Raw genomic sequence first — 14,394 nt, forward strand, 5'->3', positions numbered from 1 at the left:
TGTTGTGAAAGTTTAAATAGAATCGTGGGATGATTTCCTTATCATCCATCCTCGCAACCTTATTCCTTTTACTTGGTTCCATTTTATTTGGATATGGATTTATCACGGATGGAGATCCCATGTATACAAAATCCCTAGGTTGGAATCTCAATCTGATATGGGGGAGTGTTGTCTTTTGTGTAGGGATCTTATTTGGATTGGGGAAATGGCTTTCCAACCAAATCCCCCAAAAAGAAGAAAACTAAACGGTTACTTTCTCTAACACTAAAGATAGAAACGGTACTAACGATTCTAGAATCTCAGGAAGTTCGTATTCCAAAATATCACCAGCGTATACAATATCATTTTTTTCCATCGCTGAAGCTATGTTCGAAAGAGTCGTATTCAATTGGCCAACCAAATCAGAAAGTTTTTTATCCTCAAACGATAGTTCTTGCCAATTTAACTCAGTATGACGAGTTTGGATCGAAACCAGTGCCGACATAAGACCCGTTAAACGACCCACTGCATCATTTAAAATTTCTGAGGCTAAATGATCTTTTCCTGATTGGAAGTTTTCATTCACTAACATAAAGTCTTTGATCACTTTATCTTTTTGGTCCACAAATTTAGAAATGATTTCAATCAGTTCGGATTCATCCAATCGCATCACAGCAAGCCTAGTGCTAAGATCCATCAAAAACAATTTTACATCACGAAGGTCTTCTAAAAACGATTCGATTGCTTTTGTGGAATCTAGAACGAGTGACCCGTTGTGTAAGGATTCGAGAATTTCTTCTACGTTTTTTCCTTTTCCCATTGGTTGGATGAGATTTAAATTGAGGTTGAGAAGTTTCGTTGTCGTACGAATCATGGAAATGATCCAAGGGATCCCTTCTTTTAAATCCTCAGCTTCTTTTTCCGTTAAAGAGTCACGTCCCACAAGAGTGGAACCCACTTTGTCTACGTAATTGTCTACTTCGACGAGGCTATCCTCAATGACATCCAATTCTTCACCAACATACAAATCCAATCGTTCTGTATCTTCAATGCCAACAGAGTCAAGGTCAGACCTATTTAATTCTTTTCCGTTCACGGTGAAATGACGTAAATATTTGCCATTTGATTCGATCCATTTTTGAATTTGATCGAACACTTGGCCGAGGTTGGTTTCTCCATCCAATTTAGTATCTAACTGTTGTTCATTGATATAAATATTCATCATTCTCCACCGTTCCCTCTAAACATATTATTCTGTAAATAGTTCCCAACTGATTTGTTTTTTCCTACACCTTGTTCCATGTAGAGAAATCTTTGTTTTAATTTGGCTTCAAAGCTAATGAGATGGGATTCATGTTCTTTGATTTTTTTATTATTTCCAGCAACACTCTCTTCTAAGAGTTTTACCTTACTTGTCACAATACCAGAAGCATATTGGTTATAAGGTTTTAGAATCTCGAGAAGCCTGATCCCAACTCCCTCTTCCATCTTCGCATCATTATTCCGATCGGATGCAAATAAATCCCTAACTCCATCTGGGTTTTCAGATAGAACAGCTATCAGTTTCTCTTGGTCAATTTGTAACAAACCATCTTGGATTTTTTCCCAGTTAGATCCAACAGCACCTGTGGAAATCCCAATGTCTGTCAAAACACGGAACCCGTTTTCTTTAGTGGCAGGATAATACGAGTTAGCTGTTGTTTTCAAGGAAGCGATGAGGCGTAAAATTGAGTTTTCACCAGCCAGAAGCCCCGATTTGGATTTATTATCCCAAAAATCTCTGGAAATATCAGCGGCTTTAGAATCATCACTTTCTTTTTTATCTGAAATTTTTCCATTTTTCTCAACCGAAGTTACTTCTTTGGAGAACTTCATCAAATCATTATAAGCATCTACCCATTCTTTGATGAGGGCAGATCCTTTGGCATGGTCGACATGGATTTTTAAAGTAACAGGTTCTTCTGTCACCTTATGCACATTAAATGAGATTCCTTCCAATACATCTGCGATGCCATCATTGGTTTCTCGTGTGATCTCAACTCCATCAATTTTGATTTTGAGATCTTTGGCTTCTTGTAACACTTTCACAGGTTCTGCGGTCCCAGGTGCTTGGGGAGTGACAAGTGTTACCGATTTGATTTGGATTGGTGTTGTGGCAGAATTGGAAACAATGATTCCAGTGAGATTTTTATCACTCGCAAAATCACCTGCTTGGAAAATATACTTTAATTCTGTTTTGTTAATGGGAAGGAATTTATTACGCACACTCCCTTCCTTCTCAAAACTCATTCCCATCTCCATGACAGCAGGAGCTTCCCCGACAACTTCCACTTCCAGATAAGCACGTTCTTTGATTTCGGTAACTGCAATGGGAATTGTATATGCGGTGTCTGGTTTTAGAAAAATTCCTTCTTCCGTTTGTGCGATTTTTTCTGTCTCTAATTCAGATTTTTTAAATTTTGATAAGTCCCAAACTTTGGCCTTTGTACCATCGAGGGAAAGAAGTTGTTTGGTATCTTCTGAAGCGGCTTTATTTTCGCCAACAAGTCCAGCAAGTTTCAAAATTCCATTTGGATCTGAAAACTGAAGTTCATTTTTTTTACCTGTTTTAACGGATGTTAATGTAATAATAGAAGAGTCTTTATCAATTTTGATGATGGAAGTTTCAACTAAAGTACCTGCCATATTCTTAATGGCACTCGTTAGTTCGGATAACCCTCCACCTGGGAAAGTCACTGTCTCTTTGGATTTACCAGAATACACGGTAAAACTTCCTTCAGGAAGTCGAATGTCTGTATCAATTTCTACACCAGATAACTGGTGTTTACTTGCCATTTCAATGATTTCAAGTGAGCGATTTCCCGACTTGGCAGCACGTGATGCTTCCCCAGTGATCACTCCTTCCACAGAAGAGGACACGGATTTGGTAGCAAATGGAGCTGTAAAGGAAACAAGGGCTCTGGTTTTGGTTTGTAAGTTGGTAGTTAGATTTTTGACCTCTCCCCAAATCTGAATCTGCATTTTGGCGTATTCATTTTCGGTTTCCCAACGTTTGATGGGCCGGCGTTCCAATTCGACCAGTTTTTTAACGATATCGTTTGTGTTTTGCCCGGTCATCAGACCCGGCATGGTGTATGCTGGCATATCGTCCCAAATCCCTCTGAATCTAGTGTCGTCGAATTCTACAAAAGGATTAGGAATTTACAGAATTTTTTCCTTCCCAAATCCTAGAATTATGACTGCTAACCCTACAGAAAAAATAGAAATGGGGAACCAAAATATCTTTTTCGACCGCGAACTTTCCTGGATCGACTTCAATTACCGTGTACTCGAAGAATCCTTTGATAAAGAAAATCCACTCTTAGAACGCCTAAAATTTTTATGCATCACTGAATCCAATTTGGATGAGTTTTTTATGGTGCGTGTGGCGGGACTTCTCAATTTGAAAAATGCGGGAATTGAAGAAAAAAGCCTGAATGGAAAAAGAACATCAGAAACCATCGCAGAACTTTATTCTAAAGTTGGCCAATTTGTTAAAAAACAATACGAATCTCTCGATGAGATTTTAGTCGAATTAAAACAAAACAAAATTGTGGTCGTACAAGATCCAAGTGAACTTGCAGGTGATGACATTCAGTTTGTGAAAAATTATTACAAACGCGAAGTATCATCCATTCTCACTCCACTTGCCATTGATCCGTCCCACCCTTTTCCCCATATTCTCAATCGAACCCTGAATTTAGGGATCACATTGTATTCAGATGATGACAAAAACAAAATTAAGGAACTGTTTGCGATTGTCCAGGTGCCAAGTGTATTACCTAGATTTTTGCAATTACCTCCGAACCTAGAAAGTGATACTAGAAGGTATTTTCCATTAGAAGAAATCATTAAACTCCACTTAGGTGATTTGTTTTATGGAATGAACGTAAAACAAATCCATACCTTTAAGATTGTAAGAGATGCAGATATCTCAATCAATGAGGAACAAAACATTGGTGACCTTCTCACCACAATGAAAAACGAATTAAAAAACAGAATGTGGGGAGATGCTGTTCGTTTGGATGTCCACTCAGGTGCAGGCCATATCAAGGAACTACTCCGGGGTTTATTGGAACTCGAAGAATACCAAGTAATGGAGATTCCCACCTTACTTAGTTTAAACGACATGATGTTTTTCCAAAGTTTGGAAAAAACAAGCCATTTAAAGTATTCGTATCCAGTTCCAAAATCTGGTTTTGCAGCCAAAAAAAGTGAATCGATATTTTCTGAGATTCGCAAAAACGATCACTTACTCCACCACCCATATGAAAGTTTTAAATCGATAGAAGACATGTTAAAAATTGCAAGCCAAGACCCAAAAGTCCTTGCGATTAAAATGACATTGTATCGAACTTCTGGAGATTCCCCCATTATACAATACTTAGGTGAAGCAGCTGAGAATGGAAAACAGGTAACCGTACTTGTGGAACTAAAAGCTCGATTTGATGAAGAAAGAAACATACGTTGGGCAAAAAAATTAGAAGATAGTGGTGTTCATGTTGTTTATGGTGTTGTTGGTCTCAAAATCCATTGTAAGATGTTACTCATTGTTCGTAGAGAAGAAGACAAACTGAATCGTTATGTCCACCTTGGAACAGGGAACTATAATTCTACAACAGCAAGGTATTACACAGACATTAGTTTGTTCACAGCAAATCCTGAGATCACAGAAGACGTGGCCATTCTCTTTAACACAATCACAAGTTCAGGCAAAATGCCTAGACTCTCTAAAATTTATGCAGCACCTACTTTTCTCAAAGAAGAATTTTTACGACTCATCCAAAGAGAAACTGACAACGCAAAATCAGGAAAACAGGCTCGAGTCATTTTCAAAATGAACTCTCTTGTTGACCCAGATGTGATTTTAAAACTTTATGAAGCATCCCAAGCAGGCGTAAAAATCGATTTGATTATCAGAGGAATTTGTTGTTTACGTCCGGGAATTCCAGGTGTTTCCGATCGTATCAACGTTCGTTCGATTGTTGGTAGGTACTTAGAACATTCCAGGATTTATAGTTTTGAAAATGGTGGAAAACCAGAAGTTTACTTAGCATCTGCAGATTGTATGCCAAGAAACTTCCTACGCAGAATTGAAGTGATGTTTCCGATCTTACAAGACAAACACAAAAAACGAATCGCAAAAATACTAGAATTACTCCTCCGAGACAATACACAAGCGCGTGTATTGGAATCAGACGGAAGTTATACGAGACTCACTCCAGGTGATGATGATCCTGCTGTGAACTCACAAATTGATATGGTAGATATCTAAAGGAACCAAAATGGATTTTACAAAAACAAAAACAGAACTAGGGAAACTCATTGGAGAAAAAAAAGTCATCCAAAAAAACGATGGAACCATGGATGATGCCTTATTCGATTCTTATGGAATCGATCGGACAAAAGTATACCCTCCAAATTACCAAGTATTAGTGTTCCCTGAATCGACTGATGATGTGGCATCTATAGTTTCTTATGCATACCAAAATGGAATTTCGATTGTCCCTTCCGGTGGAAGGACTGGTTACGCTGGTGGTGCTGTTGCAAAGGACGGGGAAATTGTCATTTCAATGTCCAAAATGAACCAAGTGATGGACTTCGATCCTTTTCTTGGCACCTTACACATCCAAGCTGGGATGATCACAAAAAACCTTCACAAAGAAGCAGAAGAAAGAGGGTTTTATTTCCCAGTCGATTTTGCTGCAACGGGATCAAGCCACATCGGCGGAAACATTGCAACAAACGCTGGTGGTGTTCGAGTTGTACGTTATGGACTCATCCGAGATTGGATCTTAGGACTAACTGTCGTTACAGGAAAAGGTGAAGTTTTTCGTTTTAACGGTGAAATTTTAAAAAACAATACAGGTTATGATCTAAAACATTTATTCATCGGTTCGGAAGGTACTCTTGGTATCATCACAGAAGCTGTTGTCAAACTCACCAAACCACCAAAAGACATCCGTGTGATCTTTTTAGCAGTTCCAGAATACAAAAACATTTTGGAAATTTTCAAAGAAACACATAACTTCGATTTACCTTTGTTAGCGTTTGAGTTTTTAACCGATTATTGTTTGGATAAAGTAAAAGAACATTTAGGTGTTCCAGATCCATTCCAGACACCTAGCAAATATTATGTGCTAATGGAATTCGAAGTAAACAATGAAACCGATGAAGAAAAACTCTATTCCATTTTAGAATCCATCACGGAAAAAGAACTCATCACCGATGGTTCTATTGCTCAAAACTCAAGGCAAAACGAAACATTTTGGAAATATAGAGAAGGAATTTCTGAATCACTTTCTCTTGCGTATACGGTTCACAAAAATGATATTTCCCTCCCACTCCGAAATATGGAGGCGTTTTTAGGGGAAATGACCGCCTTACTTTCCCAAAAATACCAAGGATTTTCCATTGCCCTTTTTGGTCATATTGGAGATGGAAACCTTCACCTAAACATAGTGAAACCGAAAGACCTCTCAGATGAAGAATTTTTCAAACAATGCAAACAAGTGGACCCTGAGATGTTCCAACTCATTCAAAAATTCAAAGGATCCATTTCTGCAGAACATGGTATTGGTCTCCTCAAAAAAGACTATTTGGGGTTTTCACGTTCCCAAGGGGAATTGGATACCATGAAGGCGATCAAATTGGCTTTTGACCCCAAAGGGATTTTGAACCCAGGAAAAGTGCTCTAAACACAAACAAACCCGTCGATCGGATATTTTTTTTGGTCGTTCTGCTTATTTGGTAAGCAAAGGCCAAAAAAATGCTAGATTTTAATCAGAGATGGTCTAAACTGTAGCTATGTTCAGAAAGATTACAAAAATCATGGGAGTCACTCTCCTAACAATCTCTCTGGGCAGTGCATTCCTTTCGGAAGAAAATGTTTTGGTACGCACTCGCGGGGCAAAATCCAGCCGAGTGACAGGGAAATCCCAACTTTCGGGATCTCATTTCCTTGTGAGCCAAAATACAACTTCAGAAGAAGGGACTGGCACAAAAGATTTAGAAGACATCCTCACTTGGAATGGAAAGGGAATCACTGGATTTTGGGCCTTCGCTGTCACCCAAGAACCATTTGAAGCCACACAATGGAATTCAAAGCTCCTTTCTGACCAATATCTAAATTTACCTCCACCCGTATAACTCCTCTCTACCGCTTTAACCTGTGTCCCGTTAGGGGCACAGGGTGTTTTTATTATTCCATTAGAATTGTTTCTCATTTGCCAAAACTTAACCGACTGTACCAGAGTGGTTTCGCGCTCTGGGCAGTCTTTTTTTTACATTCTATTTCGTCCCATCCACTAACAATTGCGCAGAATGTGAAATCCATTGCACATTCTACAAATTTGGCACCGATTAAAAGATTGAGTATAGACTTCGGTAGGAATATGTGGACATTATGACGGGAAACTGGTCAAACAAACTGATTGCACTGCTACTTGTGGCAACCGTTGGTTTCCCATTTGATAGCACCTCAGACGCAGTTTCCGAATACTTTGAAGCGAATCTCCAACAGATCAAAAAATCCTATGCCAATGCCTTAGAGGCACCAGAGGACACTACAATTGATGTACCTCAGATCACTTCGATTGATGATAATGCTACCTTAAGCCGTTCACGCGCTGACTTTTTAGATTTTATCAATGAGTACAAAAACTATACTCTCTCAGAAGATTTAATCATCTCTTATATTGACTTACTTTCTATCGGGATCTTAATTCCCAATTTACTATCTTCTCTATTACTCAACATTCCTCCCCCTACTTCTCTCGCTTAAACCTTTTTCGGCACTTACGAATCCGGAAGTAGACCACCTAACAAGGATGGTATACCTATATTCGATGCACTCAAGAATTTAAAAAATTTGGTACCTTATGAACGTTTATTACAAAATCGGCATCTACCTTTCCCTTCTGTTTGTGACATCCATTCTTTCAGAAGAAATGAAAGTCGCACAAGCAAGTGAGGCTCTCAGGAGACAACTAACGGATGAAAACCCAAGGTCTTCCCTTGGATCTAGTCTGTATCCAGATGACCAAAAATACACCAGAGATATTGATTTAGAAACCGCTGAATCATTATTATGGAAAAACAACTTACTCCTCATTGCATCTCGGTTCCAAATTGATGTTAAAAAAGCTGGAATTTTACAAGCAGGGTTATATGCAAACCCAAACATTGCTATTGACCAAAGTATTTATGCTGAACCTACACAGAGGTATTTTGATACAACTCGTTCGGGCCAATCTGTTGTCCAAGTACAACAAGTATTTTTGTTAGGTGGTAAAATTGATAAACGAGTTAAAGTTGCTGAACTAAATGCTAAAATTTCTGAACAAGAATTTTATGACTTAACCAGAGCACTCATTACAAAACTGAGAAGAACGTTTTATACAATTTACTTCTATAAAAAGGCAGTGGTTTTTTATGACCAAAGTATAGCTTCTATTGAAAAAACAGTAGAGTCCTCTGAACTCGCTTACAAACGAAGAGCTCTCTTACAAGCAGAACACTTACGTCTTAAAGCTTTATTATTCTTTCTTAAAAAAGAGAGAGAAGACTTAGCAATCAAAGTCTACGAAAAAGAAGCAGAATTAAAAATCCTATTAAATGATGATTTTTTTCGTGATGCAAGAGTTGAATTTTCTCCTAAAATCAATGAAAAACATTTGGATTCAATTGTTCCAAATAATGTAAAACTCGAAGATTTAGTTGAGATCGCACGTGAGAATCGACCTGACCTTAAAAAAGCATTACAAACATTACGTTATGAGGAAGCAAATCTAGAACTCCAATATGCAAATGCCATTCCTGATTTATCCTTTGGTCCTGTATATAACAGAGGAGGAACGGCTTTTCAAAATTATTGGGGAGTCACTGCACAGTTAACAGTTCCATTATTTGATCGAAACCAAGGGAATATCCAAGCAGCGGAAAAAGCAATTTTAGTTCGTAAACAAGAACTAAAAAACAATATCTTGGAAGTAGAAAACGAAGTGGCTGTTGCTTACCAATCTGCTCGAATCAAAGACGCTTTATACAAACGATTCATCGATGCTTATATCAAGGATTACGGGAGTTTATCTTTAGATATGATTATGAGTTATGAAAAGAAATACATCACGATCCTCGAGTTCGCAGACTTCTTTGAAACATACCGATCCAGTGTTGTTGAGATGTTAAAACTCCAAACGGATCGTATGGAAGCCATTGAAAATGTAAATTATGCCGTGGGAAAAGGAATCTTCATCCCCAAGTCCGAAAACCAAACTTATCCAAAATCTGAGGAATAAAATGTTAGTTACCTTAAAATCGTTAAATCAAAAAGCAAAAATCCTCCTGATTTCTGGAGTTGTATTAATTGTTATCGCTGTTTTGTTTTTGGTGTTTTCCAAAAGTGCAAAACCTGCTCACAAACATCCTGAAAAAGCTGAAGTTTTTGATGATGGATTACGAATTGAATTTAAACCCAACAGTCCAGGCCTTGAGATCGTTAGATCAACCGTCATTGGTGGTGGTGGAGAGTTTGTAAGTTTAGAAGCACCTGCAAGGCTTATTGCTTCCACTTCTCCTTCAGTTAGTAATGGAGCAAGAATCATTCTCTTCGAATCAGCAGAGTTAAACGATTTGTATGTCGGTTATGTCCATGCAAAGAACAAACTCCACAGGTCCAATAAAAACTTAAATCGTATCAAAGATATGTTTGTTCACCGAGTTGCTACAGAAAAAGATTTGGTAGAATCTGAAACTGATGCTGGTAACGATGCAGCGGAACTCGCAGAATTCGAAGGAAAACTTCGTGCGCAAGGATTAAATCCAAGTGAGTTAAGTACTGCAGGAAGTTTAAAAGCATGGATCATTACTGATGTTCCTGAATCACAAATCTCAACATTAAAAAAAGGAAGAAAAGTAAAAGTGGTTTTTGCCTCTTTCCCTGATGAAGAGTTTATTGGAACTGCTGAAGCGATTGGAGATAACGTAGACCCATTAACGAGAACTGCAAAAATGCGTATCATCGTTGTGAACGAAAAATACAGATTAAAACCAGGTATGTTTGGTGTTGTAAAATTCCCTGAACAAACTGGTGGAGATAGTGTTGTATTACCTTATACAGCAATCGTGACTGTTGAAGGTAAAAACTACGTGTTTGTCGAAGAAAAACCATTAACATTCAAAAGACGTGAAGTTGTTTTGGGAATCTCAACAAAAGAACGAGTGAACATCATCGAAGGACTTTCTCCTGGTGAAAAAGTAGCGATTCAAGGTTCCATATTGTTAAAAGGTCTCAGTTTTGGTTTCTAAGATGAAGCAGATAATCTTTAGTCTTTTATTTCTTACTGTTCTAGGAACCAATTTATATTCTCAATCATCTCCTTATCCAAAGGATAAAAATGGGAATGAAATCAAACCAGAATGGACTCCTACTCAACCAAATGAATCTGCTTTTGGTGATGATGAAAAACTAAATCAAAATAGTTTAGATGAAAAACGATTACCAAAAACGACTAACTTTTGGGTTTATGGTGCATCGATTGGTTCTCCTGCGAGTATTAATTTTAATTTAGGTTATTACTGGAAAGACATCGTATTACGAGGGTCTGGTGGTGTATGGGGACCACAATGGAAAGGTGGCCAAATTGATTTAGGTTATACTTTTTGGAAAACACCTGTCATAACTCACAGTATCTCAATTGTAGGTGGTTATTTTGAAGTAAATCCATTTGCGCCCGAAGTAGGTCGTGGTGGTCAATCCTCATACCCAACTGGAGTAAACATTCCTGGATACAATAGACGAGATCCAACACAGGAAGATTTACTCATTCGCTCCTATATTAATTCCATCGATTCCAATGTGGCTACTTATCTCGAATATGAAAGTAGAGAGAGACAAAGAGTTCATTTAACTCAAAGATATATTGGAGTTACGTACGACTTTTTACTTGGAAACTTCTTCCTACAGTTAGGTGGAGGAGTTGGACAAGGCGATTATAGAAACCCTCAGCTTTTGCTACAAATGGGTTACCTCTTCAATACGAGGGAGTATCATGATTAAAGATTTTATTGAAACAGCACTTAAAAATCGAATTACCACAATCATTGCAGCAATTGTTGCAGTATTATTTGGAATTTGGGCATGGATAGACATTCGTAAAGAAGCATATTCCGACATCGCTGACACTCAAGTTCGATTGATTGCAAAATTTCCTGGGAAAGCAGCTGTAGAAGTTGAAGAAAGGGTAACTCTTCCCATAGAACGTGTATTAAACGCAATTCCTAAGGTTGCGGTGCGACGTTCAAGAACCATCAATGGTCTCGTTGTATTCCAATTTGTTTTTGAAGATGGAACAGACGATTATTTTGCACGTATGAGACTTATGGAACGTGTCGCGGATGCTGACATTCCAGAAGATGTACACCCTGCATTAGGACCCATGAGTTCACCTGTGGGTGAGATTTATCGATATGTTTTAGAATCTTCCGAGAATCACACCCCAATGGAACTACGAACCATCCAAGATTGGATTGTAATGCCTAAAATGTTACAAATTCCTGGGATTGCAGATGTTGTCACATTCGGTGGATTACCCAAACAATACCATGTTGTAACCTCACCAGACAAACTGATTCGTTTTAAATTAACAATCGGTGATGTGATCAAAGCCATTCAAGAGAACAACTTAAATACTGGAGGGAATTTACTCCTCCAAGGGGAACAAGGTTTTCCTATCCGTTCTCTCGGAGCCATTCGGGATCCTAAACACATTGAAAACATCGTAGTGAAAACTGTGAATGGAGTTCCTGTGTTTATCCGTGATTTGGGTTCGGTTGAAATTTCTCATCCGATTCCAAGTGGGGTTTTGGGTTATACTGTCCAAAACGAAGAAGAAGGTTTAATTGATGTTGACTCATCTGTCCAAGGTTTGGTGGCGATGAGACGTTGGGGAGATCCCAATGAGATGGGAGAACGTATCCGTGAAAAAGTCAAAGAAATCAATGAAAACTACCTTCCTAAGGGAGTTCAACTTCGTAACACATATGATAGAACAGATTTAGTAAATTATACTCTTCGAACGATTGGAAAAACATTGGTTGAAGGGGTTGTTGTCGTAAGTTTAGTATTAATTTTCTTTATTGGAAGTGTAAGGGCAAGTCTTGTCGTTGTGGCAACCATTCCATTTGCCATGTTGTTTGCATTTTTACTCATGAACATGTCTGGAATTCCAGCAAGTTTACTTTCGTTAGGTGCCATTGACTTCGGTATTATCGTAGATGGTGCTGTCATCATGGTGGAAAATATCATGCGACGTTATCGTGATGCCACACCTGAAGAAAAATCACATGGAATCCTTGCTTTTACAAGAGATTCTGCATCTGAAGTTGGAACAGAAATTCTATTTTCCATCTTAATCATCATCCTAGCGTATCTTCCAATTTTCTCGTTTGAACGGATCGAAGGTCGATTATTCAAACCAATGGCGTTTACCATTTCCTTTGCGATTTTAGGAGCACTCATATTCGCAATGGCAGTGATCCCTGTGATCATGTCGATCATCTATAAACATTATTTTGAATCGGCAAATCCTGGACCAATTGAATGGCACAATCCATTTTATGATTGGATTGAAGGAAAATACAAACGTCTCATTGAATTCATCGTCAATCGTTCCAAAAAAGCAGTTCGTTATACATTCAGTGTTGTGACCATCTTCTTAGCAATTGGTATGTTTTCATTAGGAACAGAATTTTTACCGGAAATGGACGAAGGTGGATTTAACATTCGTATCTTTTTTCCAGTGGGAATTTCACTTCCAGAAGCTAGAAAATTTATGCCAAAGATCAGGCAAACAATCTATAAAAATGAACAAGTCAGCGTGGTCATTTCCCAGTTAGGTAGAAATGATGATGGAACAGATCCACTTCCACCAAACCGACTCGAAGTATTGATTGGTTTAAAAGACTATAGTAAGTGGAAAGAAAAAATCACCAAACAAGAATTATTACTCAGAATGAAAAATGATTTGGAAGCCACTTTACCAGGTGCAAGGATCAGTTTTTCTCAACCGATTATGGACAACTTGTCCGAAGCAATCATGGGTACGATTGCCGACCTTGCAGTGTTTGTATCAGGAAATGATTTAAAAATCATGCGCGGGATCGGAAATGAAGTTCTAAAAGAAATCAAAGAAATGAAAGGTGCCAGTGAATATGGTATCGAACAAGAGGCGGAAAGTCCGCAGTTAACAATCAATATCAATCGAGAAGCTGCGGCACGTTTTGGTATCAATGTAATTGATATCCAACAAATGATTGAGGCCGCGATCGGGATGCAAAGAATTAGCACTTTGTATGAAGGTCCATCTGACATTCCGCCAAAAACTCCAGCTCGTTTTGGAATCGTAGTACGATTTTCAAAAGATTACCGTGCATCAAAACAAGCGATTGAAAATATGCCAATCATCTCTCCCAAAGGAGAAAGGATCCCATTATCTCAGTTAGCTGATATTGAAGTCATTGATGGACCAACAATGATCTTTAGGCAAGAAGGCCGTCGGGTTGTAACTGTTAGAACAAACATTAGAGGGCGAGACCAAGGTGGATTTGTTTCTGAACTCCAAAAACGTGTTAAGAAAAAAATCAAACTGCCAGACGGTTATGAAATTCGATTTGGGGGACAATATGAAAACCTTTCTAGGGTTGGGAAAAAATTAGCAATCGTCATTCCCATTACAATACTCATCATCTTCGGAGTATTGTACTTGTTATATCGCAACCTAAAGTATGTCTATGTTGCACTTGCTTGTATTCCCCTTTCCTTACTTGGGGGAATTTATGCACTATTACTTCGAGGGTATTACTTCAATGTATCAGGTGGAGTTGGATTTATTTCACTCTTTGGAATTGCAACCATGGCAGGGGTGTTATTTGTTTCAAGGACCAACCACCTACTCATTGAAGAACCAGATATTTCAACGAAAGCGGCAGTAAAAAAAGCTGCCGTCATCCAGTTACGTCCAATGCTTATGACCATGTTACTCGCGTTACTCGGTCTAATTCCTGCAACTTTAGGAACAGGAGTAGGATCAGACGTACAAAGACCATTGGCAACGGTGATTGTGGGTGGATTATTTTCAGCTATGTGCCTTGTTTTAACTATCCTACCTTCTCTTTACCTAGTCGTAGTTGGGGAAAGGAAACCAGATGCAAAAGAATTAGAAGAAATGAGTCATAAAAAACACATTCCATTTCTAGATTTTGTGAACGAACTGAGTGAAGAACCTTTAGAAGAAGAAGATGATGACAATGATTCTCCTTCCAAGAAGAAAAAACCTTCTAAAAAAAGGAAAAAAACTTAAAATACGAAACTATCAT

Annotated in this window: 11 protein-coding genes; 9 read left to right on the plus strand and 2 right to left on the minus strand. The window is 38.3% G+C overall.

The window, feature by feature from the left end; all coding sequences use genetic code 11:
- Positions 1 to 29 precede the first annotated feature (29 nt).
- The gene (locus ND855_RS13630; protein WP_265358778.1) at positions 30 to 245 is read left to right on the plus strand and encodes a hypothetical protein; all 216 of its coding nucleotides are present in this window, start codon (positions 30 to 32) and stop codon (positions 243 to 245) included.
- On the opposite strand, the gene ND855_RS13635 is transcribed toward ND855_RS13630, so the two are convergent.
- Entirely contained in the window at positions 242 to 1,204 is a 963-nt protein-coding gene (locus tag ND855_RS13635) for a hypothetical protein (protein WP_265358779.1), read from the minus strand. The two genes, ND855_RS13630 and ND855_RS13635, sit on opposite strands and share 4 nt — an antisense overlap.
- Positions 1,201 to 3,123 (minus strand): flagellar filament capping protein FliD, encoded by a 1,923-nt coding sequence (gene fliD, locus ND855_RS13640; RefSeq protein ID WP_265358780.1) that lies wholly within the window; start codon positions 3,121 to 3,123, stop codon positions 1,201 to 1,203. The genes ND855_RS13635 and fliD overlap by 4 nt, the downstream gene beginning before the upstream one ends.
- A 91-nt stretch (positions 3,124 to 3,214) precedes the next feature.
- Between fliD and ppk1 the strand changes: the two genes are divergently transcribed.
- The 8 genes from ppk1 to ND855_RS13680 all read left to right on the plus strand — a co-directional run bounded on the left by ppk1 (position 3,215) and on the right by ND855_RS13680 (position 14,378).
- Positions 3,215 to 5,293, plus strand: coding sequence for a polyphosphate kinase 1 (ppk1, locus tag ND855_RS13645; protein ID WP_265358781.1), 2,079 nt, complete (start codon positions 3,215 to 3,217; stop codon positions 5,291 to 5,293).
- Between the two features lie 10 nt (positions 5,294 to 5,303).
- Entirely contained in the window at positions 5,304 to 6,716 is a 1,413-nt protein-coding gene (locus tag ND855_RS13650; RefSeq protein WP_265358782.1) for an FAD-binding oxidoreductase, read from the plus strand.
- 109 nt (positions 6,717 to 6,825) lie between these two features.
- A complete protein-coding gene (locus tag ND855_RS13655) occupies positions 6,826 to 7,167 on the plus strand; it encodes a hypothetical protein (RefSeq protein WP_265358783.1) in 342 nt (113 codons plus the stop codon).
- A gap of 256 nt (positions 7,168 to 7,423) precedes the next feature.
- Positions 7,424 to 7,801, plus strand: a complete 378-nt coding sequence (locus ND855_RS13660; protein WP_265358784.1) for a hypothetical protein — start codon at positions 7,424 to 7,426, stop codon at positions 7,799 to 7,801.
- 97 nt (positions 7,802 to 7,898) lie between these two features.
- Entirely contained in the window at positions 7,899 to 9,317 is a 1,419-nt protein-coding gene (locus ND855_RS13665) for a TolC family protein (RefSeq protein WP_265358785.1), read from the plus strand.
- 1 nt (position 9,318) lies between these two features.
- The gene (locus ND855_RS13670) at positions 9,319 to 10,326 is read left to right on the plus strand and encodes an efflux RND transporter periplasmic adaptor subunit (RefSeq protein WP_100726132.1); all 1,008 of its coding nucleotides are present in this window, start codon (positions 9,319 to 9,321) and stop codon (positions 10,324 to 10,326) included.
- A 1-nt stretch (position 10,327) separates the two neighbouring features.
- A complete protein-coding gene (locus tag ND855_RS13675) occupies positions 10,328 to 11,077 on the plus strand; it encodes a hypothetical protein (protein WP_265358786.1) in 750 nt (249 codons plus the stop codon).
- On the plus strand, positions 11,070 to 14,378 hold the full coding sequence (locus tag ND855_RS13680; protein ID WP_265358787.1) for an efflux RND transporter permease subunit: 3,309 nt from the start codon (positions 11,070 to 11,072) through the stop codon (positions 14,376 to 14,378). The genes ND855_RS13675 and ND855_RS13680 overlap by 8 nt, the downstream gene beginning before the upstream one ends.
- Positions 14,379 to 14,394: the final 16 nt, after the last annotated feature.

Source organism: Leptospira paudalimensis (assembly GCF_026151345.1).
Classification (GTDB): Bacteria; Spirochaetota; Leptospiria; order Leptospirales; family Leptospiraceae; genus Leptospira_A; species Leptospira_A paudalimensis.